The sequence below is a fragment of the Haloplanus natans DSM 17983 genome (genome assembly GCF_000427685.1).
GTDB lineage: Archaea > Halobacteriota > Halobacteria > Halobacteriales > Haloferacaceae > Haloplanus > Haloplanus natans.
Genome location: NZ_KE386573.1, coordinates 3,171,504 through 3,195,091 on the forward strand (window position 1 = coordinate 3,171,504; position 23,588 = coordinate 3,195,091).

Consider the following 23,588-nt stretch of genomic DNA (forward strand, 5'->3'; position numbering starts at 1 on the left):
AGATGTCGTATACTGTTTGAGACAGCAGATAGGTGGTTGCCGCTCTTAACACACCCCTCCGATCCAGAGGTGGGATTTCTCTGCCCCCGAGGAATCCGTTGATTCCACCTGCTGTCCGGTCTCGTCCCTATCAGAGATCATCATCTGGGCGGCGGTCGGCAATATCTTCAGCGGTTCGCCGCGTATTCTGGATTGGTTCGAACGGAGAGTCGTCGATGCCCTCTTCAAACGTTGGAACTTCGTCAGACTCAGACTCGGGGTGAACGATGTCATCGAGATCGAACTGCCTGATATGATCCCGCGCTTCACTTTCGTCGAATCCGGAACTCAGTAATGCCACGTAGTGTATGTGAGCCCCGCTGTGATTCGAATCACGGTCAATAACCTCCTTGAAGTGAGTTCGGGCTGTGTGGTATTCCCCGAATTTTTCGACCAATAGACAGGCATAAATATAGTGAGCATCGGTTCGCTCCCAATGGATTTCGAGAGCTTTCTCTAAGTGAGTTCGAACGATATCGTACTCCTCACTTTCCCTAAATAGCGGGCGAGCGAGGTCTTCGTGTGTCCCAGTGCGCCCCGACTCTACTCGAATGTTCCTATCATAGTATGTTCGGTCGATGGAGAATTCATCAAATTCGCACCCCAACGTAAGTGCGTACATATAGTGAGCGTCGGCATTCTCAGGATCGTGATCGATGGCACGCTCTAGATGATCTCGGGCGGATTCGTACGCCTGTTCAACCTGAATCAGTGTCACTGCATAATGGAGATGTGCGTTAGCATGTCCGGGATCGAGTTGAATTGCCCTCTCGTAGTGAGTCAGGGCAGTTTCCAAGTCTGCAATCTCGTTGTCCGATAGGAGGCAGGCGTAGTGGTAGTGATATTTGGCATTCTCCGAGTCGTGTTTGATGGCGTTCTCGAACTGGACCCGTGCCGACTCGGTTTCACCCATCCTCTGGGCTAAGAAGAGCCCATAATTAAAACGGCCGCTGGCGTTCTCTGGATTTATCTCAATGGCTTTCTCGTAGTGGACTCGTACCTTCTCACCTTCCTGATATTCGTGGAGCAATAAATCCGCATACGAATAATGTGCCTCAGCATTCCAGGGGTTGATTTTAATCACTCGTTCGAAACGTTTCCGAAGCCTGTCGGGGCCAGACTTCGCATAAGAAAAAACTGTAATAGAGGCCATAGAGAGGTACATAGCAAAAATGGCATCATCCGGATTGCCCGATGAGAGGAACCGTTCTCCAATGGCGGCGGAGATTAAAAAGAGACCGCCGTAGATCACCAGTTGAATGAGTAGGAGCAACACTATGAACAGACCTGTACCTGTCAGGAGTCTATTTTTGTTAATGTCGTAGCCCAGGACTACGTCTATCGGAAGATGGTACCTCCATATCAAATATCCTGCTATCAGGGAAGTAACAAAACCGGGGACAATTCCCAAAATATCCACTGCCACTGTATCAGATATGTCACTTCTGTGTGCGCTTAAATGTACTGTGAGTATAGAACAGCTACTTATGTCAAATTCTCGTCAATCGCAATTCCGAAGGTCGAGATAGAGATCGTCGGCACGTTGTCGCCTCATCCCGACCCCTTCGTCCTCTAGGCGTGCGAAGGCACGCGTCACGGTGTACTCGTCGAACTCCGTCTCGGCGACGACGGTGTCGACGGAGACGTAGTCAACCACACCGACGTACTGCTCGCGAATCGTCTCGACGCAGTTGCTGGTTACCTCACTGCGCGTCTGGAACGAGAACAGGGTCGCGTTGGCGTCGAGGAGGCGTTCAGTTTCGTCGTAAACGACCGAGCGCTCGTGAAGATCGACCAGAACCAAGCCAACCTGTCGACTGAACGAGACGGCGTTCCCCCGGGCGACGGCAGTTTCGACCGCATCCGTCCACCCGGTCGGTGACGCAACGGCCAAGAGATGGGGCGTATCTTCGCCTTCCGCCCTCCGGACGACATCGTTGACCACTTCGAGGAGATCCGCCTGGGTTGCCGGGCGGTCGTCGCCGCCGTACCGGGCGAACGTTTCGAGATGGGGATGCACCCAGAGTTCGAGGACGAGTCGACGACGAGTGGAGAGCGAGAGTCGTCCGGACTCGCCGAGGACGAACCGCGATCGCCGGCCGAGGGGGTACTGACCGAGAACCGCATCCACCTCGTCGGGATCCTCACGATGCTCCGAGAGGAGTTGCCGCATCGTCTGCCGATCGTCCGTCCGAGAGTGGTGGTCACGCCAATAGGTGGAGTCGGCAGTGAACGTATTGCCTCCAGGGAGAGCGATCTCCGGACTCTCGTGGACTGCCGTTTCGAACCGGCTGGAGTAATCGAATTCGGCGATTCGCGCTTCGGTCGCGTACACCGTCTCGGTCGTCTCGCCCTCGCGATCCGGTAACTCTCCGCGTTCGAGCGCCGATTGGTCGGCCTGGAGTTCCTCGCGTGTGGCTTCGAGTTCCGCGCGTTCGGCCCGGAGTTCAGACACCTGCGCCTCGATTTCGGCTTTTTGCTCACGAAGTTGTTCCAGTTGGTCGGCGAGCAACTGTTCGTACTGGTCGTCGACGTCGCCGTCCGAAATCGTGGTTTCCAACTCGTCGATGGTGCCCTCCAGCGACGAGAGTTTCTCGCGATGTGTATCGATCCGGTCGCGTAGCGACTCTTGATGCTCCTGCTGGCGTTCGAGTAGGGTATTGACGCGTTCGAGGAGTGTGTCGATTCGCTGTGAATCGACTCCACTACCGGAGTCGAACGTGAGTCGATGGAGTTCGTCCGTCAGTTCACGGCGCTCGTCGCGGATACTCTGGTGAAGCGACTGTGAGAGTTCGTCCAGCGAATCTTCGACGACAGCGGCCAGTTCGTCGGTTATCGTAGCCCGCTGATTAGCGGCCTCGGCAGCTTCGAGGACGGCGTCTTCCATCTCGTCGGTGACGTTTGGCAGGCCGTTGTACCGCATGTACAGGCCGACTGCCTCCTGGAGGCGATCCAATCGCTCTTTGGTCAACTCTTCGACCGCCGCCATCTGTGCCTCATCGAGTTCGGAGTGGGTTCCAGTCAGCGCTTCGTTGAGAGCGTTGAGTTGTGGAGCCACCTCCTCGCGGATGAGATCGTACAGTTTCCCATCCTGACTGGCGATTCGCCGCTGGAGCGTCTCGCTGTCGGCGTCGTATACACTGTACTGCCGATAGCCGTCCAGTTCCAACATTTTCTCCAACACGCTATCCGGATACTGGGCGGCGATGGTCCCACTGGCACCCTGATCCGCGTAGTCCGCCGCCCCGAGCACGAGGCGCGCCTTGTCTATCACGAGAGTGAGTTCGTCGCAGAGGTCCTTGTCTGGAAGTTCCCCGCTCCGATACGCATCTCGGACGTTCTCCCGACACTCGAGGAGGGTCGTATGTTCCTCACGTCGGGACGGCCCCTTCGAGGACCGCTCCCAGTTCTTGATACCGTCGTTGATGATCAGCTCCGCCGTTCGTCGACACCGGCCCAAGTTGCCGAACTCGCTCATTACAGGAATCCCTCCATTTCGTCTTTGAGATAGTCCCTGACGACTCGCGGTGCCTCACCATAACCGGAGGTGTAGACCGTGACCGTTATTGATCCATCCGGATTGTCGGTAGTCCGATACCAACATTGGGCTGTGCCTTTGCGTGTGCTGAGCTTGTACACGTTCTTTCCGGGATTGGCGACTGCCGCATCCCGTTTGTTCATGAGACTCTCGAACAACCACTCGATCCGATCGGCGTCCACGTCCGTCTCGATATCGAATTCGAGGTCCGTCTCGGAAGGTGTCGTATCCACGTCTTCTAACCGCTTCACCTCCAAATCCTCGACGTCGTCGACTTTGGCCGACAGATCCTCGTACAGGCCGGGAAGGTCGTCAGTCTTCACCGACCGTACGAACCCGCGAAGTGGCGACACGTCGGTTCCATCGCGGTTGTTGAGTAGATATTCGACTCGCTTCCGTTCGGCTTCGTCCGTGTAATCGAGGACGATGAGGTACGTCTCACGGTCATCATCCTCGGTACTCGATCCGTGGTTGGAGTTGGTAGCAGTCCCAGACGAGGGGTCTTCACCCTCTGAATTCTCCGGTACGTGCCGATCATCTCGAAGCAACTGGTCACCCTCATCCATTCCGATCACCGAAGGACATGCACGCATCTTCCGTCCCGCGCCATATAAAATTGCGTGGGGATTGATCTACAACACACTGTGTTGTTTCTAGGAGACGACTTGCGATCAGATTGTTGCCGAATAGAGATGCTGATTAAGTTGGTCCTTTATAGAGACTAGATATAGTGTAGGAATTTGCCCAAACATTTATGTTGCCACAATCCATCGGTGTAGTTGCGACGGATGATACCAACTCAACTGACCCAACTGGTGGTCGCCGTGGGCGGGTTGAACCTGCTCGTGGGTGCCGCGTTCACCGCCGCGGTGTACACGGCACTCGAGCGTGTGCCGACCCTCGCAGGCGTCTTCGGCTTCCTCCTCGCCGCCGCAGTGGTGGCGACGGAAGCCCACCTCGGCGAACTGCTCCTCTCGGTCACCGTGGCCGAGATGAAACTCCTCGTGATCGCCGGCGTGCTCGGCGCGGCGCTGGGCATTGCCTCGTTCACGACGCTGTTCGAACCAACGATCGACGGAGGACGATAGATATGCACGTTCGAGAAATCATCAACAAGAAGCTCGGTTACGACGATGGAAGCAACCTGCTCGACCCGGACTGCTACCCGCCGATGCAGCTCGAAGAGGACCGGTTCGACACGGAGATCGAACAGGAACGGGCGAAAGAACGGGCTGAGAAACTCAAGGCCGAGAAAGAGGACCTCAAAGAACAGGGAGTCGGGGCGCCGCCGAGCGAAAAGGAAGCGCTCGCTACCGAAATCGAGTCCATCGACATGATCCTCCAGCAGGAGGATGCGGCGTACCAGGAAGCCACTGACGAACTGGCCCTGCTTCGCGTGGTCGACGGAATCCGACGGCGGATGAACACCGGCACGAAAAACTACGAGGAGGCGCTTTCGGAGACCAGCCAAGCCGACATCAAAAAGGAAGTCCGAGAGGTCGCCCGGGATCTGGACCGAGACGCCGGCAAGATCAATTCGATCCTCAAGGAACTGAAAATCTCCACGCGGATCACGACCTCCTCCAAGAGCAGCAACGGGAAGAGCAAGTACGTCGAGGAGATGGAGCGGCGCGAGGACGAACGGGAGTACAAGACCTCCAGTACCGAGGGTGCCCGGAACAGCCGAGACCGCAGCCGTAGCTAAGCGGGCCCGGTTTCGACACCGGATCATCTTTCAGGGGGCACGGCGGGCCGACACCGGTCGAGTCAAGTCGAGTCGAATCGAGAGGGCTCGGCCGGCGGCTCCGTCCGTGCTCCGTGAATGACCCTGCGTAGCCACGACGCTCGACAGAACACACGACAACCACACCACAACGACGACGACAATGTACGATCCGAACTCACGTGACCCGGACGATCTCCACAGGGAGTACAAGTCACGGCTCGATGCAGCCGAAACGGCCCTCGATGACGGGAAACCGAAACGAGCGGCGGACCACTATCGAGCCGCCGCAGATGCCAGAGAAGAACTCGGGACTATCCAAGGCGTGGACTACTCGTCACGCGTCCAAGAACTCCGCCAGATCGCCGAGCGTGCTGAGAGAGGTGATCGAGTCGAACGGGTCGACAACGGTGGAAGTAGCGGAGGCGATGACAGCAGTCCGAATGACGGTAGTAGCGAGGACAGCGGCGGTGCTGGCGATGGTCCCTCCGAATTTCGTGCGGTGATCGAGAGCTTCATCGTCGATACCGACACCGAGTGGGAGGACATCGGCGGATTAGAAGACACGAAACAGGAACTCAGGCAGGCCTTGGCACTCGGCGCGATAGGTAATAAACCGCCAGCCGTGCGGAGTTCACAGACCGGACTGCTGTTCGGTCCGCCGGGGACGGGGAAGACGATGCTCGCAAAAGCGGTCGCCAACGAGACGAATGCGACCTTTTTCAACGTGAAGTTGGGGTCACTCCTCAGTAAGTGGTACGGGCAGTCGAGTCAGAAGATCATCTCGCTGTTCGATGTCGCGAAAGAACTCGCTCCGTCGGTGATCTTCCTCGACGAGATCGACGCCCTGACTACAAGTCGGGGGGGAGGGGGCGACGACGCCTCCCGCCGTGTGTTGAACACGATCCTCTCCGAATTGAGCGCGCTCAAGGAGACTGACTCGTTCACGTACGTGCTCGCGAACACGAACACCCCGTGGGATCTGGACTTCGCAATCAGACGGCGGTTCTCACAACGGACCCTCGTCCCGCTTCCGGACGTGGACGCCTGCACTCAGATTACGCGAGTGCATACGACTAAAGGCGGTGTCTCCTTCGAGGGCGAACCATCGGCTCATGTGCCGAGAAACCTACGCACCGACATCACCGGCACGATGACGATCCCGGAAGCCATCGGGCAGGCCTGCCATCAGCGCGGATACACTGGGAGCGACATCGACAGCCTGACCGAACGGATGACCACCAAGATGGTGCACCGAGTGAATCCGGACCTGGAAGAGCGAGCTGACGAAGACCTCTCCGCCCTCGTCGATGAATCGATCGACATAGCTCCGATCCAACCCGCAGAGTCACGCGCCGCGTTCGAAGCCGTCAGTCCGTCGCTGTCTGATGGGGATATCGCACGGTTCCGCGACTGGAACGACCAGTACGGCACCGGGTGACAGGGTCTGGAACAACTGGTGAGTAGAGTCCGAGTGACGCCGCGGTTTGGATAGGATGGCCATCGCACAACCGTTCACCCCCTACACCCCAGAGAAAATAGCCGAGCGGATCGGTGTGTACGAACTCGGTCGACCCGCACCGACACCAACCGGTTACAAGGTGGTATACATCGGATCGGGGCGGCTCGCCGCCAGACTCGGAGAGCATGCACGGAGCGATAAACACTGGTGTGTCTATCGCGTCGAGATAACGAATTCCACTCGCCGTGCCCGTCAACGCGAACGAGTTCACCAGCGCCGGTTTCTGAACCGGGAAGGAACACTCCCGTTCTACAACGATCGCATCGGATGAGTGACTCCGGCCGTGAGGTGGATCGAATGTAGCCCTCCGCGGAATAGCCCCGAATTCTTATGTGTTAACATCCGTAGGTCGAAAATACGAGAGATACCACGATGACGAACTCCCGACGAGAGAATCAGACCTTGGAGGTGTTCAGTGAGGCCCGAGAGATTATATTTCATCCCGGCTGCGGCCCTCGAGAGGTGAGGAGCGCTCTCGAAGACGCAGTCGAGGCGCTCGAACGACACGACATGGATCCCACGCCGATCCAACATCACCTCGATAAGCACGAGGAGTTGACTGGTGACAGCGGATTCCCCCCTGACTCACGGAAGGACTGTCTCGATACCCTCAGACGGGTACACGGGACTCTGCGTGACTCGTTCGATGTCACTGCGACTCTCGACTGTGTTCGATGCGATTCGGAAATCCCGGCTTCCGCGGATCGAGATCTCTGTTCGGAGTGTCGTCAGGCTGGTGGGGATACTGAGAAGACCGACAGCGGCGCGAAAACCGTCGAAAAGACGGAGATATCCATTCAGGGGACGAACATAAACTTCGACAGCGACAATAGCACGAATGAATACCACTGATCTTGGCCGAATAGGTCAGTGCCAACAGTTCTGACCACCTTCCCCACAAACGACGCTCGGGAGTGATGCGGTCAGTTGGAAGTCCGCAGGCCCTGTTCGAACACGTCCTCCGCGTCGGTGACTCGTGGACCGCCTCGACTACGAGTCGTCATTCGGGCGCCGTGTGTTGATATCCTCGGCAGTTCGACGCGTGCGCTCGATGGATTCGAACGAGACGGAGTCGTCCTTGGACGCGAACTGAGTGTCCCACGGGTGGGCGTCGACGAATGCCTCGTAACTGTCGTACGCTGTCGCCGTCTCGTGCCCGATCGCACGGGCTTTCGAAAAGTAGCGCTCCGCATCGTCGTGACGACCGCTCGCCGCGAGGAACGTCGCGTAATCGAACACGTGGTCGGGGTGGTCCGGACAGAGCTCTACCGCACGACTGTAGTGATGTTCAGCCTCGTCGATGTTATCTTCGGCAGCGAGCACACTGGCCAGACTGTGATGCGCTGCGCCGTACTCGGGAGCTACTGACACCGCCTGACGCAACACCGCCTCCGCTTTTGCCGCTCGGTCACGCTGGTGTAGGAACCATCCATAACCGTTGTACGGGACTGCGCTACCTGAGGCATGGTCAACAGCTCGTCGATAGTGTTGTTCAGCCTGGCTGTCCTCACCCTCCTCCGCGAGTAGATGTGCAAGATTGACATGCGCTGGCAGATACTCCGGGTCCTCGTCGATGGCCGCTCGGAACTGCTGTTTAGCTTTCTCAGTTCTGTTCCGGTCTCGCAGAAAATTCGCATAGTTGAAATATCCGTCCACGTACTCGGGGTCAACGTCGATCGCTCGTTCGTACTGCGTCGCTGCCTCGGTGAAGCGCTCTCGATTGCTGAGGAAGATTCCGTAGTTCGAGTGTGGTTCGGGAAGGGAGTCCCCGTGCTCGATGGCCATTTTGTAATGGGACTCGACGTCACCGTCCCCGTTCTGGTCGTCTAAAAATAGTGCGTAGTTGTTATGCGCTGTCGCAAGTTCTGGGTCGATGTCGAGAGCCCGCTGATAGTGGGTTTCTGCGTCGTCTACTTCCCCTTGGTCCCAAAGAATGGTGGCATAATTATTGTGGGCTTGGGCATAGTCGTCACCGACTTCGATAGCTTTTTTTAAGTTCTCCCGCGCTTCGTCGAGCCGACCCTGCTCTTTGAGCAGGAGTCCGTAATTGCGGTATTCGAACTCGTTGCCCTCGCCGTGTTCCACAGCGCGTTCGTAATAGCGCTCTGCGTTTGCAACGTCACCCCTCCGCACCAGCAAGTTCGCATAATTATTATACGCCTTCTCGACAGGACCACGCTCTATTGCCTCTTTGTAGTGATGTGCAGCCCTCGAATATTCTCCGCGATCGTCGAGGAAATTTGCATAGTTGTAGTGCGTCTCGGGGGCAATGTCCGGCGGCGATCGAGAATCACTATACTCCAAGGCTTTTTCGAAATGGTTCTCGACGTCCTCGTATTGGCCGAGTCTGCGTAATATGAGCGCATAGATGGCATGTGCGTGGCCCATCTGCGGGTCGGATTCCAGGGCATTTTCGAGTGCGCGCTTCGCTTCTGTATACTTCCCGTCCTCGAATTTATCCATCCCACGGAGTGCGTATTCGCTCGCCCGTGTCTCATCGCTCGCCGTCCGTGGCCGAGTACCGAGGGTGTCCTCCAGTCGCTCTTGGATATGTTGTAGTTTGTCTGCCAGATTCATGATTGGAGCTAGTAGATTCTGTCGTGTCTGTTACCAGTCACCATCCGGACGGCGTGTTTTGGCCTCCTCGGCAGGTCGAACTATTGGAGGATATCGTTTTGCCGAGATTTATATTATTGGGCCCCGGCAGCGACCCAGCAGGTCTCAATCCCATCGTGGGGTTGCTCGGTCCTGCAACGGTTGGTGGGCGGGGTTCGGGGAGACGGACTTCGGCGGCGCCGTGCGGATGGAACGCACCGTCGAGAAGAACAAGTATGTCAGCGCCAGACGGTGGTTTCGGCGGCGAACTCCTCGTCGTTCGTGACGATCGCCTCAGTTCCCCGCACTCGGTGGTTCGCGATGAGCAGGGCATCGTGCAGGCTGTGGTGGCCGATGAGGCTCCCGTACACCGCGAGATCTTGCTCGTCGGTCGGGGCGACCTGTACCGGCCCGTCGTTCACGAGCCCGCGCAGCACCGCGTTCGGCGTCGTGTCCACCTCGACGCCGGCGATCGTCTCCTTGTTGACCGCCGTCCAGATGGCTTCGCTCACCGCCACGCTCGGCGCTTCGATCACGTCGACGCCCTGCTCGGCCCGCTCGAAGACCTCGTCCGCGGCTGGCGGGAGCTGGTCGACGAGGTACCGGGCCATCGCCACCCCGTCGACGGTGTAACGGGTCACGGCTGCCACTCCGTCCGGCGCCTCTCGCGGATCTCGGCTTCCATCTCCTCGGCCATCTCCTCGCGCTTCTCGTCGGGGACGTCGTCGTCGACGAGCATCCCGCGCCCCGCCGACTGCGTCGCCTTTCTGACCCGAATGCCGTCCTCGGCCTTCTGCCAGAGCAGTTCGTCGCCCTCCTCAAGACCGAACTCCTCGCGGAGTTCCTTCGGAATGGTGACCTGACCCTTCCGGGTGATGCGGGTCGTCTCGCCTTCGGTGTCGTTCTCAGTACTCATATTCGGTACTACGCACCGTAGTACCTAAGAATTTGGCCGGTCAGAACCACGCGACGCCGTCACGCGCCCGCGTTTGCGCTTCGGAGAGAAGGTCCCGGGGTAGTGCTCGAGGAACGTCTCCAAGTCGTTCCACCCGCCCCAGTCGCACACCGGCACCGCGACCTCGGCCGGTTTCAATGGCTGTGTTGAATCACTAGACGGCGTCGGGATGGGTCGCTAAATCAAAGGAGTTGAAGCGGAGAGATTCGGTTGCCTATGACACAAATCTCCCGCTTCACTGGTGAGATTGTGCCGATTGCCCAAGTTGTTACCGGTGATGGAGACGAATCCGCCGCCCCGGAAGGTGGCGGCGGATTCGCCGACTATGCCCTCGTTTCTCTCCACTGTCTGCGGATTTACCTTGACACGTCTTACCGAATGACGATTGACCTGCTCAAAGAGATGCCACAAATAACCGGGGAGATCGGCCTCAGCGCGGCCGATCTCCCCTCACCATCCACGTTGTGTAAAGCGTTCGACCGGATCAGTATGAGCGTCTGCCGAGTGCTGCTGCGCCAATCGGCGCAGCTGCATGACCCCTCGAAACACGGCGCGATCGACGCGACATTCTACGAACGCTCAGCTGCGAGCCGCCACTACTGCCAGCGAATAAGCTACCGCGTCCAGAAGCTGAAGGTCACGAAACTCGTCGATACAGAGTCTCAAGCCATCCTTGACGTTCACTGCTCGACGACTCGGGACGGAAGCGACGCAGATCTCGCCGAGCAGATCGCCCGCCGAAACGCGGGCGATCTGCGGTCTCTTGCCGCCGATAAAGGCTATGACAAGCAGTCGCTCCGCGAATCCCTTCGTGACCTCGGGATTCGCCCGCTCATCAAACATCGCATCTTCGCACCGTATGATCACGCGCACAACGCCAGAATCGACGAACAGCGCTACAATCAGCGCTCGATGACCGAGACCGTGAACTCGGCTGTGAAGCGCTCGCTCGGCTTCGCCGTGCGAGCGCGTTCCTGGTTCCGTGAGTTCCGAGAAATCGCGCTGATGTGTGTCGTCTATAACATCAAGCGAGCTGTGAAACAGTGAATTCCACCGCCATATAGCGATTCAACACAGCCGTTTCAATCCCGTCGTGGGTTTTCTCGGTGTCGCAGGAGGGAGAAAACCCGAAGCAGGATTGAAACTCGGCCGATGCGTAAGCGGTGGTTGATCGTCGCGGTGTCGCGCAGGGGGGAACCTACAATGGGACCGAGACTCCAGAAAGCGAGCCTCCGAAACGGATACAGTCACATAACAACGAACTAATGAGATGGATTTATCATAAACTCGAACAAGAAATGGAGACATGAGATATAGGACCAGGAAAAACGCGAACGGCATTCTAACAGCCTCTATCGTCCGTTAAGGAAGTTGTAAAATAGTCCCACCAGGATTCGAACCTGGGTCGAAGCCCCCAGAAGGCTTCAGGATTGGCCACTACCCTATGGGACTTGACATGTTTGGCCCCGTATATTTCGTCGGAACCTGTACTCACCAGTAACGGCGAATCGCATATGAGTGTTGCGAAGTCGGGGCGCCGTCGCGGCCGCTACTCCAGTCCGAGCGACGTCTCACCCGCCGCCGCGGGCGGCGTCACCGCGTCCGGCACGGTGTAATGCTCCCGTCGGTGGCAGTTCGCACACAGTACGTCACACTTCTCGATTTCGGCGCGCACCGTCTCCAACGAGTTGCCGTAGGTGATCAGTTCGCTCACCGTCCGCTCTTTTGTCTCTGGGTCACGGTGGTGAAACTCGAGACACGCCGGGTCGCCCGCTCCACACCGGAGACACTCGCAGTGATCGCGTTTGTACTCGTACACCGCGGCCCGAAGCCGGTCGCGCCGGTCGAGCGTCCGCTGGGTGTTGTGCTCGCGGTGACGGTAGTGCCACCGTTGATCCTGCGAGAGGGCGGCCCACTCGGCGTCGGTGAAGTCGACGTCGTCGGGCTTCGAGCCCACCCGTGACCCGGTGCTGGCATTCGTGTCGAGGCCCGCTTCCCGCTTCGCCGCGTTCCACCCGTCGAAGTGCCGGAGGATCGTCGACGCCGCGGGCGTGAGCCCCAGGGCTTCGTACTGCTGTTTGGTCGGTGATTCCTCGAGCGTTGCCGCCGCCTCCTGCAATGCCTGCAGGCAGTCGGTTGTCGTCGCCATCGCCCGTCTCGCGGCGACAGAACCAGACCGGCGATGGCAGGGGGACGGTGTCGGTGGCGCCGAGTCCGACCGACCGGCACGGGGAGCCCTGAACGAGCGGCGGGCGCGGGGGTGTCGGGGGCGGAACGACACGGGTGGGCGGAGCGGTCTGTGTCCGCGACGGGCGAGTCCGAGACGACGGGAGTCGTCGATCTCATACGCAGGTCGAGACCGGGTGGCGGGGAGAGCGGGGCCGAGAGCAGGGGTCGCGAGCGGAGCCGCCGTTCATACTCAGGGTGTGAGCCGCAAGCGCGGGCGAGACGGCAGGGTGCGGGCACGCGGCGACGACCGTGATTGGCAGCGGGACTGGGCACCGGCGCGTGGCACGGGATCGACCGGGGCGCGCACGTCGCGACGGCAGTTCGGCCGGATCGCGGCGAGAGAGCGCCGCAAACGCACGATCTATGCCACGGCGTTCGTCCCACCGGCGATGCGACGCGGTGGCGATGGGGCATTCAGGCTGGGGTGTGGAACTGGCACTCCACCGACCGCGTCGGTACGGTGGAGTCGAAAGGCCCCCCGGAGACAGTTCATAATCGGTTTCCGTCCCCCGATCGGTCCGATTATGAACCGGCACTGTCGAACCCGTGGTTCGGGTGGAACGGCCATCCCTGCCACCGCGTGTGGAGACGCATCGACGGCCAGGGACGTGTCGTGTCGGCTGCGGCCACGTCGCGTCAGAGAACGGCAGGGGGCGACGGCCAGCGATAGGGATCCGCGACAACGACGCAGAAACCGTCGTGTTGGAACGGGGCCATCGTCGGTCGCTGACTGCTGTTGGTCGGCGTCAGTCCCGTCGCTGGCTGGCGGGTAGCGGACGACCGGACCGAGGTGCGGTCCGATGACACCCCGAAGCGTGGGGGCTCTCGGCTTGCATTTTCCGTAACTTGCGGCGAGGAAGCCGGTTATGAATGTCTCCACACGGACGTAGATGACCGCTCTTGCCCGCTCGACTATCGAGAGGGCGCACACGCGATCGTGAGCACGAGCGGTGTCCGGAGCGTACCGTCGGAGTCCTGTCGCCGATGCTGTCGGGCCCACGGGGAGCGACACCGATTATTCCCCCACGACCGAAGGACAGGTATGGACCTCGTCACCGTCGCCGCCGTCGCCGACAACGGCGTGATCGGTGCGGACGGCGGGTTGCCGTGGCCCGCCATCCCCGCGGATCGACGGCAGTACCGCGCCCGCGTCGCCGGCCACCCTACGGTTCTGGGTCGCCGGACCTTCGAGTCGATGCGTGACGATCCGCCGGGCAGCGCACAGGTCGTTCTGAGCCGAACCGAGCGCGAAGCATCGATCGAGACGGCACAGTACGTCACGGGCGTCGACGATGCGCTGGTGGCCGTCGACGCCTTCGAGGCGGATCGGGCGTACGTCCTCGGCGGTGGCGCGATCTACGACCTGTTCCAACCCGTCGTGACCGAGATGGTGCTCAGCCGGATTCCGGGAGAGTACGCGGGCGATACGCACTTTCCCGACTGGGACCGAGAGGCGTGGGCGTGCCGCGAACGCATCGACGACGACGGCTTCACGCTCGAACGCTGGGTTCGGGACTGACCGGGACCGCGGTTACGGCGGGACTCACGCGCGTCCGATCCCCAGCAGCCGGATCACGTACGCGAAGCTGAGTAGGTGGTCGGCGCGATCCAACTCGCCGTCACCGGAGTCGAGCACCCGGACGGCGTCGCCGACGCGGGCGTCGAGGGTCGCCGCGGCGTCCTCGCCGATCCAGCCGCGGGCGCGATACCGGCCGATGGCGTTCCGAGTCGCGTCCTCACCTGCCGTCCGCACGAGGTAGGCGATCCAGTCGCGACCGACGCGACGCGACGCAGATCCGTCCGGGAAGGCGGGGAGGTAGGGCCGCTCGCCGAGGGCCGCGGGGTCGACGCCGCCGACCGCGACCAGCCGCTCACACTGCTCGTGGGAGGGTTCGTCGACCGCCGCCGGGCGGTAGCCCGACCCCTCCACGGGCGGGAGGCTAACGCCAGCCCCCGGATCGGCGTCGTCGACGCCGGCGAGCGACCGGAGTTCCCGCGCGTCGTAGTCGGCCGGGTCGAACACGGGGGGAGATGGGCGGCGGCGGTCAAGGCTCTTTGGGCGCCACGACGGCTAGTGCCAGAATATGTTGCCGGTATCTTGGATCGACGCCGGGCGACAGAATCACCATTCCCCGGTTTCAGAGCTCGAAACGGCGTTTGACAGCAGCTTCGATTCGTCCGGGGTATGGACCAGTGTTGCCAGTTCCCGGCGGGTTATACCCGGCTATCGACTACCGATCCCATGATGCAGCTTTCACGCCGAAGCTATCTCGCGGGCGCGGGCGCTACCGCGACGGTCGGTCTCGCCGGCTGTATGGGGGGTGGCGGCGCCGATACGCTCGCGGTGGCGCACATGCCGATTTTTCCCGACCTCCAGTACTACGTGATGGAGTCGGAGGGCTACTTCGACGCCGTCGACGCGACGGTGGAGGGCAGCGAGTTCACGGACGGGCCGGCGATCATTCAGGCGTACGGCGGCGGCGAACTCGACGTGGCGATGTTCGGTATCGTTCCGTCGATGATCGTCATCGACCGCGGGATTCCGGCGAAGGTGACCGCCGCGAACATCGAGGAACCGATGGCGATCATGGCTCACGAGGACCTGCAGGCGATGTGGGCGGACCACGGGGCCGACGCCTTCTCCGTCTGGCGGGAAGAGCGGGGTCGAAAGTTCCGATTCGGCACCTTCCCGCAGGGATCGGTCCCCGACGTGCTCCTCCGCTACTGGCTCGAACAGGAGGGCGTCGATACATCGACGGTCGACATCATCGAGATCAACGGCGCGAACGCGGTGTGGCAGGCCATCGCCAACGGCGAAGTCGACGGCGCGTCGATCATGGAGCCGGTGCCGACGCGGGCGGCTCAAGCGGGTGTCCCAGTGCAGACGTTCCGGACGGCGGGCGAAATCATGCCCGGCCAGCCCGCGGCGGTGACGCTGATGAGCGACGAGGTTCGTGACACGCCCGTCGCGACGCAGTTCCTCGACGCACACGTTCGGGCGACGGAGTTCATCCGGGAGAACCCGGCAGCGACGGCCGACATCGTCGAGTCGTCGATCGGCATGGACGCAGAGCAGGCGCTGTCGGCGCTCCAGGGACCGCTCTCGAACTTCGTGACGGACCCGCGTGAAATCGAGAACGGGACGGAGATATTCGCCCGCTTTGCCAACGAGAACGGACAGATCGACGAACGGCTATCGCTGGATCAGATCTTCGATTACAGCGTCTACGACGACTTGTAACATGGCTATCGACGTCGAAGACGTTGATCACACGGCCGGCGCGTTGGGCGGGGGGGTCGTCGATATCGACACGCGGCGTATCCGCCGGGGGCTGGGCGGCGTCGTCGCCTTCCTCGCGCTCTGGACCGCGGCCTCGCTCACCCAGCCGTCGTACGTCCTCCCGACCCCGCTCGCCGTCGCGGAGACGTTCTACGCGGAGACGGCAAGCGGCGCGCTCTTCGTCGCGCTGGGCAACAGCGTCCTCCACTGGGTGCCCGGCGCCGTCTTCGGGACCGGACTGGGCATCGCCGCGGGCATCGGGCTAGCCTGGAGCCCCGCACTCGACGACGTTTTCTCGCCCGTGGTGCGTGTCCTCCGGCCGGTGCCGCCGCTGGCGCTGATCGGGTTCGCCATCGCGTGGTTCGGCATCAACCACGCCGGGGCGGCCTTCATCATCGCCGTGGGCGCGTTCTGGATCAACTTCTACGCCACCTACGGCGGCGTCGAAGGCGTCTCGGAGGACCTGCTCGACGTGGCCCGGAGCCTCGGCGTCGAGGGCGACCTGGACCTCATCCGCACCGTCGTCGTCCCGGCGTCGCTCCCGGAGATTACGACCGGGATCCGGACCGGCATCGGCCGGTGCTGGATGCTGGTCGTCGCCTCCGAAATCTTCGGCGTCGCCGGCATCGGCCGCCGCATCCTGCGGGCCTCGAACAACCTCCAGGTCGACGTGGTCATCACCTACATCCTCGTGTTGAGCCTGATGTATCTCGTCGTCGACGTGGCGTTCCGCGCGCTGCAACGGAGGGCACTGGCGTGGCGGTAGGGACGCCACGGGTGCGGGTCGACGGCGTCGGCAAGCGATACACGGGCGCCAACGGCCCGGTGCAGGCGCTCGACGGCATCTCGTTCGACGTGGCCGACGGCGAGTTCGTCTGCATCGTCGGCCCCTCGGGCTGTGGCAAGACGACGCTCTTTCGCATCATCGCGGGCCTCGAACCCGCGACGACGGGCCGGATCGTCCTGGACGGCGACCGGGTCGACGGCCCCAGCACGGATCTGGGGCTCGTCTTCCAGGAGTATCACCTGTTCCCGTGGCGGACCGTCGCCGGCAACGTCGGCTTCGGACTGGAGCAGGGGGGCGTCGCGGCGGCCGACCGCGAACGACGGGTTCGCGACCTGCTCGATCTGGTCGGCCTCGACGGCTTCGCGGACACCTATCCGCGGGACCTCTCCGGCGGGATGAAACAGCGGGTGGCGCTGGCCCGGGCGCTGGCGGTCGACCCCGGTCTCCTCCTGATGGACGAGCCGTTCGGCGCCGTCGACGCCCAGACCAAGAAGATGCTGCAGGACGAACTCCTCGACATCTGGCGGGAGACGGGCAAGACGATCCTGTTCGTCACCCACGACGTCGAGGAAGCGGTGAAACTCGCCGACCGCGTGGTCGTCATGGCGAAAGATCCCGGCCGGCTTCGCGAGGTAGTCGACGTGGATATCGAGCGCCCCCGTGAGCGATCCGACGACGCGTTCGGCAGCACCTACCGACGGCTCCTCGACCTCATCTGACCGGGAGTCGAAGCGTCGCCACGGTGCCGCGTGGTTCCCGGTCGGCGTAGGTCACCTCGCCGCCGAGGGTCGTGACCGCCCAGTGGACGACCCAGAGGCCGAGCCCGGAGCCGTGCTGGAGGTCGGTCTCCTCGCCCGCCGCGATGGCGTCGAGTTCGGCGTCGGGAATACCGGGGCCGTCGTCGGCGACGCGGACGACGAGGGCGTCGTCGGCCAGGTCGACGGTGACGGCGGCCCACGCCCCGCCGTCGGCCCGCTCGATCCCCTCGCCGTCGTGGTGGCGGAGCGCGTTCTCGACGAGGTTCTCGACGGCGGCTTCGAGCGACCGCTCCGCGACCGACGCGGTGGCGTCGGTCCGACCGTCGAGACGCAGGTTGGCGTCGGGGAAGGCCTCGCGAGCGTCGGCGACGACCCGTTCGACGAGCGAGCCGACGGCCAGATCGGTCCGTGGCTCGCCGTCGAGAAGCGTCTCGACCGTGCGGGCCTTCTGGCCGAGCGATTCGAGCGCGGCCGACCGGCGCTCGATGGCGTCGGCCATCCGGACCAGTTCGGCATCCTCCAGCCGGTCGACGAGGAAGTCGGCGTAGCCGTGGACGACGCCCGCGTCGTTCCGGAGGTTGTGTCGGAGGACGCGGTTGAGGACTTCGAGTTGCTGCCGACGGCGTTCCCGGGCGGTGATATCCGGGCAGACGACCGTCCAGCCGACGTGGGCGCCGCTGGGGTCGCGAAGCGGGGAGACCGACACCGCGTACGTCCGTCGCTCGCCGTCGACGCGGCTCTCGAACGGGTCGGTGTCGCCGTCGAAGTCGACGTCGACGCCGAGGATGGCGGACACGGGGCGATCGAGGGGATCGGCGGCCGCGTTCCGGGAGCCGTCCGGCGCCGTGCGCCCGGCAAACGCCGCCCGCGCCGCGTCGTTGAGGCGGACGACCCGCCCCTCGCGGTCGACGATGACGAGGGGGTCCGCCAGGTCGTCGATGGCGGTTCGCTCCGCCGCGCGAACCGTCGTCGGGTTGCGCTCGAACAGTTCGGCGCGCCCGAAGGCGTAGGCGTCGAGGGCGACGTGCGGGACGAACATGATCGGCGCGAGGTTGAGCTGTGGGACGGGGCCGACGCCGCCGGCCCAGACGAGGAGGGCAAGCCCCGGCGGGAGCGCGCTCACGGCGACGGCGGCCGTCTCGCGGCGGTACAACGGCCCGTAGTTGAGGAAGGTGTCGACGAGGAGGACGACGCCCGCGACGACGGCGAGTGTCGCCACCCCGATGGTCAGGTAGGCAAGCGGCTGGAGACGGTAGGTGACGGTCGCGACGCCGAAGACGGGGTCGATCCGGAACCCCGTCCACAGGGCACCGTGAAACGGATTCGTGACGACGAGAATGGAGACGGCGACGCCGACGCCGAGGGCGGCGCGGAACGCCGGGCCGGCGACCACGTCGCTTCGGCCGGTGTAAGACAGCGCGAACGCGAGAAAGGTGAGGCCGGTCCAGACGATGCCGATCCAGACGGCGGCTTCGAAGGCGAGGCGGACGGCGGGGTCGAAAACGAGGAGTCCGGCGCCGTAGGCGAAACACCAGAGCGCCTGCGCGGCGAGGACGCCGAGAAACCAGGTGGCGCCGGGCCGGTCCCGGTAGCGGACGACGTAGCGTGCGAGCGCGAGGGTGCCGACGACGGCAGCGAGCGAGCCGACAGCGGGCCAGCCGGAAACCGTCGCAGCGTCGACCATACGGGGGGAAGTGGGGCGGGCGTGAAGGCTCTGGCGGCACGCGGGAACCGACACCTACATTCGGCGTTCGCCGCGTTAATGAGGTATGTACATCGGCCGATTCATCGTCGTCGGACCGGGCGTCGGCGCCTACCGCGTCTCGTCCCGGTCGTTCCCGAACCGACGGATCGTCGAGCGCGAGGGCACCCTCACCGTGGCGCCGACGCCGGACGCCCCGGAGACGGACAACCCGTACATCGCCTACAACTGCGTCCGGGAGAGCGAAGGGCGGGCAGTGCTGGGGAACGGCTCCCACGTCGATCCGGTGACCGAGAAGCTGGATCTGGGGTATCCCGCCCGCGACGCGCTGGCGACGGCGCTGCTCTCGCTCGACTACGAGAGAGACGACTACGACACGCCCCGCATCGCGGGCGTGATCGGGGCCGACGCAGCGACGGTCGGTATCGTCCGCCGGGACGCTTTGCTGGTCGAAGCGGTCGACGGGCCGAGTCTCGTCGCCACGTACGAGGAAGACGATCCGCGGGCGTTCGACTTCGACGCCACCGACGCGGCCGAGGCGGCCCGCGAGGCGTACGACCTCGACTTCGAACACGCGGTCTGTGCGGCGGGGGTCGCCGTCGACGACGGCGTGACGACGAGCATCGTCAACGACTAGGACCGCTCCCGCTTCCGGCGCGCGGTGGGGACCGGGCGGACCACGCCGAACAGAAGGCGGTTGGCGGCGGAGCCGACACCGAGGCCGTAGAGGACGAGCGGAACCGCGCCGACGAAGGACTCGGTAGTCACCACGGCCCAGACGACCCCGGCCATGGCGAGGACACCGGCACCATACAGCAGGTAGAGGCCGGCACGGCTGCGATCCGAGGCGGCGGTCAGGAGTCCCCATCCGAGCGCCACGGGCGGGACGGGCCACCAGCCGGTCGGGGGGAGGGCGACGGTCGTAAGCATCGACGCGGTGACGAACGTCGCACAGGCGATGCCCAACTCCGTACGGACGATCCGCCCGTCGATGTCGTCGTCCGGATCGGAGGCGGCGGGAGGGTCGGAGACGGGAACGGTCACGGCGTCCCCTACGGCGATAGGCGTGGTAAGCATTGGGTCGAGGTCACGACAAGGCCTAACCTCCCGGGACCCACACGGACGGGTATGCGCCTCGGCGTCATCTCCGACGTACACGCCAACCGGGTCGCCCTCGAAGCCGTCCTCGACGACATGCCAGCCGTGGACCGACTGGTGTGTGCCGGCGACGTTGTCGGATACAACCCGTGGCCGGCCGACTGCGTCGCGGCGATTCGCGAGCGGTCGATTCCGACCGTGATGGGCAACCACGACCGGGCCGTCGCCGACGAGACGCCGTTCCGATTCAACTCGATGGCGGCGGCGGGCGTCGACCACGCGCGCGAACGGTTGGACGACGACGCCCTGTCGTGGTTGGGCGACCTGCCCCCCGAACGAACCGTCGCGGACGGGCGGGTAAAACTCGTCCACGGCCACCCGGACGACCCGGACCGCTACACCTACCCCGAGGAGTTCTCGGCGCGGATGCTAGACGGCGAGGACCTCCTCGTGACGGGTCACACCCACGTCCAGGGCCATCGCGTCTTCGACGGCGGGGTGGTGATGAATCCGGGGAGCGTCGGACAACCGCGGGACGACGACCCGAAGGCGGGCTACGCGGTCGTCGAGTTGGGCGACAGCACGGGTGGCGACGCGGTCACCGTCGAGGAGCGACGGGTGGCGTACGACATCGACGCGGTCATCGCGGCGGTGGAGGAGGCGGGGTTGCCGACGCGGATCGGCACGCGGCTACTAGAGGGACGTTGACATCCTCCCCGCCCTGAAGGGCGGGGCTTTCTCCTTGCACTTCGGTAATCGAACCGGGTACTGTTTAGATTAGCGTACTTGGATTGGGGACACCTCGAAAGCCCCGACTCGCTGGAGTCGGGGGCCTCGCTGCGGTCCTCGGCCTCCGGCCTGCGGTCCTTGCGTTGGCCGCCTTCCTCCAGCAGCGAGGGAGCAAAGCTCCCTCGGGCAATCGGGCGGCTCCGCCGCCCGATGACGAGTCGCCCCTTTCAGTCCCGCCCGGCGGCGGCCGGTTGGCCAGCCGATGCGGGTGGGACTGAAAGGGGCCGGCGTCTCGGCGAACCCGGACGACGCAAGCACCGCAACGCAGTGAGGAGCGCAGCGAGTCCTGGGAGCCGAGACGCCGGGGGCTTTCGAGGTGGTCCCGGTTTCACAGGCTTATCTAAACACTACTTCGAACCGCGCCCGAAGGGATTTTGCGGCGGCTTTCGAAGGAGAGCCATGGTCCTCCCGCTGGAGATGGGGTGGCGGTATCTGCTGTTCGAGAACTGGCCGGTCGATCCGGTCGTGATGGACGCCCACCTCCCCGAGGGGCTGGCTCCCGATACGCACGACGGATCGGCGTGGCTCTCGGTCGTTCCGTTCACCAACGTCGCCGTCCGGCCGAAGGGCCTTCCCGACGCAGTCGGGGTTCGGTTGCCCGAACTGAACCTCCGGACGTACGTGAGACGCGACGGCGTCCCCAGCGTCTACTTCTTTAGCCTCGATGCGCAGGGAGTAGCGAGCGTGATCGGTGCGCGCCTCTTCCATCACCTCCCGTACTACTACGCGCGCATCTCGCTGACGGGGGCGGACGGTCACGTCCGATTCGAGAGTCGGCGGCGACATCCGGGCGAGCGGCCCGCACACTACGAGGCGACGTACCGACCGACCGGCGACCCGTTCACGGCGCCCGAGGACCCCCTCGCGGCGTTTCTCGTCGAGCGGTATCGGTTCTACACGCAGGCACAGGACGGGTCGATCCGCTATACGGACGTGGCCCACGAACCGTGGACGCTGTATCCCGCCGTCGCGGAGGTAGGGACGAACACGCTCCTCGCGGCCCACGGCTTCGCGCGACCCGACGGGGAGCCGGTGTACTACTACAGCCCGGGGCTGGATGTCGTCGCGTCGCTGAGCAAGCGGGCGGAGTGAAAAACGGGACCGGGGGACGGGTCGGCGCGACCGTCAGAGCGTCTGTTCTTGGACGATTTCGAGCGTCCGCTCGCGGTCGTCCCAGCTGACGAAGATGGCGACGGAGGTGGCGGAGGTGATGAGGTCGTGGATGTTGATGCCGGCCTCGGAGACGGGCTGGACGATGTCGAGGATGATGCCGGGGCGGTTGGGGAGTTCGCCGCCGGTCACCCGGATGACGGCGTAGTTGCTCTCGACGGTCACGGAGGAAAGCGTCTCGTCGTCGACCACCTGTTCGTGGAGGATATACTCGGCGTCCTCGGCCAGATCCTCGTTGACGTAGAAGGTGACCGAGTCCATGCCGCTGGCGACGGCGTCGATGTTGATGTCCTCGCTCCGGAGCGCCTGCGCGAGGTCGGCGAGGATGCCCGGCCGGTTCCGCAGGGCGCGGCCGGCGACGGTGATGCAGGCGAGGGGTTCGTCCTGCATATCGATGAGGTTCTGGAACTGCCCCTCGATTTTCGTCCCGCCGGTCAGCAGGTCGCCATGCTGGTAGTGGACGACCCGAACCGACAGATCCTCGTCTTTGTACGAGAGGGCGCTGGGTGCGACCACCTCGGCGCCACGAAAGGAGAGGTTCCGGAGTTCGTCGACGGTGATGTGGCCGACGTTGCGGGCGCCCTCGACGACCCGGGGGTCGCCGGTCATCACCCCTTCGACGTCGGTGACGATGACGACTTCGTCGGCGTCCATGAACTTCCCGAGCATGACGGCGGTGGTGTCGCTGCCGCCGCGACCGAGCGTCGTCACCGTGCCATCGAGGGTCTGGGCGAGAAAGCCCGTGATGACGGGGACGACGTGATCGAGGTCCGCGGCGAGCGCTTGCGCGCGTTTCAGCGTCTCCTCGGCGTCCACCTCGCCGTACTCGTCGGTGATGATCGGCCACGCCTCGCTGCCGGGTTCGAGGAAGGTGGCCTCGACACCGCGGGAGCGAAGCGCCGCCTTCAGCATCCGGACGCTGGTCCGCTCGCCCATGCTGACGATTTCGGCGCGGTCGGCGTCGTCCGCCTCGAAGGTGATTTCCTCTAAGAGTTCGTCGGTGGTCGACCCCATCGCGCTGGCGACGATGGCGACTTCGTGGCCCGCTTCGACCGCCTTGGCGACGGTGTCGGCCGCGCGCTCGATCCGGTCGCCACTCCCGAGCGACGTGCCGCCGAACTTCGCGACTACGCGCATCGCGGCGCCTCCACGATGTGGGACGGGTGTTCAGGCATGGCCGGTGGTAGCGAGATGGACCGTAATAACTGTGTTCACTTATCACGCAGACCGGAGCGGACGGCGACCGCAGGAGGCCTTTTGTGCGTTGTCGTCAATATATTAACACTTGATGGATTTCAAATGAGTGACCGAATCGGGTCGAACACGAGGACCGACTGAAACAGCCCCAGATCCGCGGCGACGACGGCGAACCGCCTCACGAACGACGTGGTCGACGAACGGGC

23 protein-coding genes and 1 tRNA gene are annotated in these 23,588 nt (G+C 63.2%); 12 read left to right on the plus strand and 12 right to left on the minus strand.

Annotated features, from left to right (window positions below; translation table 11 throughout):
* Nucleotides 1-130 precede the first annotated feature (130 nt).
* The 3 genes from HALNA_RS18395 to HALNA_RS18405 form a co-directional block, all read right to left on the minus strand.
* The gene (locus HALNA_RS18395; RefSeq protein ID WP_049937820.1) at nt 131-1,465 is read right to left on the minus strand and encodes a tetratricopeptide repeat protein; all 1,335 of its coding nucleotides are present in this window, start codon (nt 1,463-1,465) and stop codon (nt 131-133) included.
* Nucleotides 1,466-1,540: 75 nt separating this feature from the next.
* Entirely contained in the window at nt 1,541-3,517 is a 1,977-nt protein-coding gene (locus HALNA_RS18400) for a coiled-coil domain-containing protein (RefSeq protein WP_049937821.1), read from the minus strand.
* Entirely contained in the window at nt 3,517-4,143 is a 627-nt protein-coding gene (locus HALNA_RS18405) for a hypothetical protein (protein ID WP_157573619.1), read from the minus strand. Before HALNA_RS18405 ends, HALNA_RS18400 begins: the two co-directional genes overlap by 1 nt.
* 222 nt (nt 4,144-4,365) lie before the next feature.
* Between HALNA_RS18405 and HALNA_RS18410 the strand changes: the two genes are divergently transcribed.
* The 4 genes from HALNA_RS18410 to HALNA_RS18425 all read left to right on the plus strand — a co-directional run bounded on the left by HALNA_RS18410 (nt 4,366) and on the right by HALNA_RS18425 (nt 7,674).
* Nucleotides 4,366-4,665 carry a hypothetical protein gene (locus HALNA_RS18410; RefSeq protein ID WP_157573620.1) on the plus strand — a complete coding sequence of 100 codons (300 nt, stop codon included), beginning with the start codon at nt 4,366-4,368 and terminating at the stop codon, nt 4,663-4,665.
* Nucleotides 4,666-4,667: 2 nt separating this feature from the next.
* Nucleotides 4,668-5,282 (plus strand): hypothetical protein, encoded by a 615-nt coding sequence (locus tag HALNA_RS18415; RefSeq protein ID WP_049937825.1) that lies wholly within the window; start codon nt 4,668-4,670, stop codon nt 5,280-5,282.
* A 181-nt stretch (nt 5,283-5,463) separates the two neighbouring features.
* Nucleotides 5,464-6,741, plus strand: a complete 1,278-nt coding sequence (locus HALNA_RS18420) for an AAA family ATPase (protein ID WP_049937826.1) — start codon at nt 5,464-5,466, stop codon at nt 6,739-6,741.
* Between the two features lie 453 nt (nt 6,742-7,194).
* Nucleotides 7,195-7,674, plus strand: a complete 480-nt coding sequence (locus HALNA_RS18425; RefSeq protein ID WP_157573621.1) for a hypothetical protein — start codon at nt 7,195-7,197, stop codon at nt 7,672-7,674.
* Nucleotides 7,675-7,812: 138 nt separating this feature from the next.
* Here HALNA_RS18425 and HALNA_RS18430 read toward each other — a convergent pair whose 3' ends face one another.
* The 3 genes from HALNA_RS18430 to HALNA_RS18440 all read right to left on the minus strand — a co-directional run bounded on the left by HALNA_RS18430 (nt 7,813) and on the right by HALNA_RS18440 (nt 10,333).
* On the minus strand, nt 7,813-9,399 hold the full coding sequence (locus tag HALNA_RS18430) for a tetratricopeptide repeat protein (RefSeq protein WP_049937828.1): 1,587 nt from the start codon (nt 9,397-9,399) through the stop codon (nt 7,813-7,815).
* A gap of 257 nt (nt 9,400-9,656) precedes the next feature.
* Nucleotides 9,657-10,058, minus strand: a complete 402-nt coding sequence (locus tag HALNA_RS18435; protein WP_049938122.1) for a hypothetical protein — start codon at nt 10,056-10,058, stop codon at nt 9,657-9,659.
* Nucleotides 10,055-10,333 (minus strand): AbrB/MazE/SpoVT family DNA-binding domain-containing protein, encoded by a 279-nt coding sequence (locus HALNA_RS18440; protein WP_049937829.1) that lies wholly within the window; start codon nt 10,331-10,333, stop codon nt 10,055-10,057. Before HALNA_RS18440 ends, HALNA_RS18435 begins: the two co-directional genes overlap by 4 nt.
* 255 nt (nt 10,334-10,588) lie before the next feature.
* Here HALNA_RS18440 and HALNA_RS18445 point away from each other — a divergent pair, with 255 nt between their 5' ends.
* Nucleotides 10,589-11,419 carry an IS5 family transposase gene (locus tag HALNA_RS18445; RefSeq protein WP_049936781.1) on the plus strand — a complete coding sequence of 277 codons (831 nt, stop codon included), beginning with the start codon at nt 10,589-10,591 and terminating at the stop codon, nt 11,417-11,419.
* Between the two features lie 332 nt (nt 11,420-11,751).
* On the opposite strand, the gene HALNA_RS18450 is transcribed toward HALNA_RS18445, so the two are convergent.
* Nucleotides 11,752-11,824 (minus strand) — tRNA-Gln (locus HALNA_RS18450).
* A gap of 97 nt (nt 11,825-11,921) precedes the next feature.
* Nucleotides 11,922-12,521 carry a homing endonuclease associated repeat-containing protein gene (locus tag HALNA_RS18455; RefSeq protein ID WP_049937831.1) on the minus strand — a complete coding sequence of 200 codons (600 nt, stop codon included), beginning with the start codon at nt 12,519-12,521 and terminating at the stop codon, nt 11,922-11,924.
* 1,122 nt (nt 12,522-13,643) lie between these two features.
* Here HALNA_RS18455 and HALNA_RS18460 point away from each other — a divergent pair.
* Nucleotides 13,644-14,120 (plus strand): dihydrofolate reductase, encoded by a 477-nt coding sequence (locus HALNA_RS18460; RefSeq protein WP_049937832.1) that lies wholly within the window; start codon nt 13,644-13,646, stop codon nt 14,118-14,120.
* 24 nt (nt 14,121-14,144) lie between these two features.
* Here HALNA_RS18460 and HALNA_RS18465 read toward each other — a convergent pair whose 3' ends face one another.
* A complete protein-coding gene (locus HALNA_RS18465; protein ID WP_049937833.1) occupies nt 14,145-14,624 on the minus strand; it encodes a FlaD/FlaE family flagellar protein in 480 nt (159 codons plus the stop codon).
* A gap of 219 nt (nt 14,625-14,843) precedes the next feature.
* Between HALNA_RS18465 and HALNA_RS18470 the strand changes: the two genes are divergently transcribed.
* Genes HALNA_RS18470 through HALNA_RS18480 form a run of 3 tightly spaced genes read left to right on the plus strand, consistent with a single transcriptional unit; the run spans nt 14,844 to nt 17,387 of the window.
* Nucleotides 14,844-15,842, plus strand: a complete 999-nt coding sequence (locus tag HALNA_RS18470; protein WP_049937834.1) for an ABC transporter substrate-binding protein — start codon at nt 14,844-14,846, stop codon at nt 15,840-15,842.
* Between the two features lies 1 nt (nt 15,843).
* Nucleotides 15,844-16,647 (plus strand): ABC transporter permease, encoded by an 804-nt coding sequence (locus HALNA_RS18475; RefSeq protein ID WP_049937835.1) that lies wholly within the window; start codon nt 15,844-15,846, stop codon nt 16,645-16,647.
* Nucleotides 16,638-17,387: an ABC transporter ATP-binding protein gene (locus HALNA_RS18480; RefSeq protein ID WP_049937836.1), complete on the plus strand. Its 750-nt coding sequence runs from the start codon at nt 16,638-16,640 to the stop codon at nt 17,385-17,387. Before HALNA_RS18475 ends, HALNA_RS18480 begins: the two co-directional genes overlap by 10 nt.
* Here the strand turns inward: HALNA_RS18480 and HALNA_RS18485 are convergent.
* The gene (locus HALNA_RS18485; RefSeq protein WP_049937837.1) at nt 17,380-19,110 is read right to left on the minus strand and encodes a sensor histidine kinase; all 1,731 of its coding nucleotides are present in this window, start codon (nt 19,108-19,110) and stop codon (nt 17,380-17,382) included. The two genes, HALNA_RS18480 and HALNA_RS18485, sit on opposite strands and share 8 nt — an antisense overlap.
* Before the next feature lie 85 nt (nt 19,111-19,195).
* Here HALNA_RS18485 and HALNA_RS18490 point away from each other — a divergent pair, with 85 nt between their 5' ends.
* The gene (locus tag HALNA_RS18490) at nt 19,196-19,765 is read left to right on the plus strand and encodes an IMP cyclohydrolase (protein ID WP_049937838.1); all 570 of its coding nucleotides are present in this window, start codon (nt 19,196-19,198) and stop codon (nt 19,763-19,765) included.
* On the opposite strand, the gene HALNA_RS18495 is transcribed toward HALNA_RS18490, so the two are convergent.
* Nucleotides 19,762-20,172, minus strand: coding sequence for a hypothetical protein (locus HALNA_RS18495; RefSeq protein ID WP_049937839.1), 411 nt, complete (start codon nt 20,170-20,172; stop codon nt 19,762-19,764). The genes HALNA_RS18490 and HALNA_RS18495 overlap by 4 nt on opposite strands.
* 84 nt (nt 20,173-20,256) lie before the next feature.
* Here HALNA_RS18495 and HALNA_RS18500 point away from each other — a divergent pair, with 84 nt between their 5' ends.
* Together HALNA_RS18500 and HALNA_RS18505 are read left to right on the plus strand one after the other, a co-directional pair.
* A complete protein-coding gene (locus HALNA_RS18500) occupies nt 20,257-20,934 on the plus strand; it encodes a metallophosphoesterase family protein (protein WP_049937840.1) in 678 nt (225 codons plus the stop codon).
* A gap of 480 nt (nt 20,935-21,414) precedes the next feature.
* On the plus strand, nt 21,415-22,107 hold the full coding sequence (locus HALNA_RS18505; protein WP_049937841.1) for a YqjF family protein: 693 nt from the start codon (nt 21,415-21,417) through the stop codon (nt 22,105-22,107).
* Nucleotides 22,108-22,140: 33 nt separating this feature from the next.
* Here the strand turns inward: HALNA_RS18505 and HALNA_RS18510 are convergent, their stop codons facing one another.
* Nucleotides 22,141-23,322: an aspartate kinase gene (locus tag HALNA_RS18510; protein ID WP_049937843.1), complete on the minus strand. Its 1,182-nt coding sequence runs from the start codon at nt 23,320-23,322 to the stop codon at nt 22,141-22,143.
* Nucleotides 23,323-23,588 lie beyond the last annotated feature (266 nt).

Bases quoted from the DNA above. Each gene is read 5' to 3' on its own strand.
- HALNA_RS18475 (WP_049937835.1), top strand. From the start codon at position 15,844: ATGGCTATCGACGTCGAAGACGTTGATCACACGGCCGGCGCGTTGGGC.
- HALNA_RS18490 (WP_049937838.1), top strand. From the start codon at position 19,196: ATGTACATCGGCCGATTCATCGTCGTCGGACCGGGCGTCGGCGCCTAC.
- HALNA_RS18485 (WP_049937837.1), bottom strand. From the start codon at position 19,110: ATGGTCGACGCTGCGACGGTTTCCGGCTGGCCCGCTGTCGGCTCGCTC.
- HALNA_RS18455 (WP_049937831.1), bottom strand. From the start codon at position 12,521: ATGGCGACGACAACCGACTGCCTGCAGGCATTGCAGGAGGCGGCGGCA.
- HALNA_RS18505 (WP_049937841.1), top strand. From the start codon at position 21,415: ATGGTCCTCCCGCTGGAGATGGGGTGGCGGTATCTGCTGTTCGAGAAC.
- HALNA_RS18420 (WP_049937826.1), top strand. From the start codon at position 5,464: ATGTACGATCCGAACTCACGTGACCCGGACGATCTCCACAGGGAGTAC.
- HALNA_RS18430 (WP_049937828.1), bottom strand. From the start codon at position 9,399: ATGAATCTGGCAGACAAACTACAACATATCCAAGAGCGACTGGAGGAC.
- HALNA_RS18425 (WP_157573621.1), top strand. From the start codon at position 7,195: ATGACGAACTCCCGACGAGAGAATCAGACCTTGGAGGTGTTCAGTGAG.
- HALNA_RS18410 (WP_157573620.1), top strand. From the start codon at position 4,366: ATGATACCAACTCAACTGACCCAACTGGTGGTCGCCGTGGGCGGGTTG.
- HALNA_RS18440 (WP_049937829.1), bottom strand. From the start codon at position 10,333: ATGAGTACTGAGAACGACACCGAAGGCGAGACGACCCGCATCACCCGG.
- HALNA_RS18510 (WP_049937843.1), bottom strand. From the start codon at position 23,322: ATGCGCGTAGTCGCGAAGTTCGGCGGCACGTCGCTCGGGAGTGGCGAC.
- HALNA_RS18405 (WP_157573619.1), bottom strand. From the start codon at position 4,143: ATGGATGAGGGTGACCAGTTGCTTCGAGATGATCGGCACGTACCGGAG.
- HALNA_RS18500 (WP_049937840.1), top strand. From the start codon at position 20,257: ATGCGCCTCGGCGTCATCTCCGACGTACACGCCAACCGGGTCGCCCTC.
- HALNA_RS18415 (WP_049937825.1), top strand. From the start codon at position 4,668: ATGCACGTTCGAGAAATCATCAACAAGAAGCTCGGTTACGACGATGGA.
- HALNA_RS18460 (WP_049937832.1), top strand. From the start codon at position 13,644: ATGGACCTCGTCACCGTCGCCGCCGTCGCCGACAACGGCGTGATCGGT.
- HALNA_RS18445 (WP_049936781.1), top strand. From the start codon at position 10,589: ATGACACAAATCTCCCGCTTCACTGGTGAGATTGTGCCGATTGCCCAA.
- HALNA_RS18400 (WP_049937821.1), bottom strand. From the start codon at position 3,517: ATGAGCGAGTTCGGCAACTTGGGCCGGTGTCGACGAACGGCGGAGCTG.
- HALNA_RS18470 (WP_049937834.1), top strand. From the start codon at position 14,844: ATGATGCAGCTTTCACGCCGAAGCTATCTCGCGGGCGCGGGCGCTACC.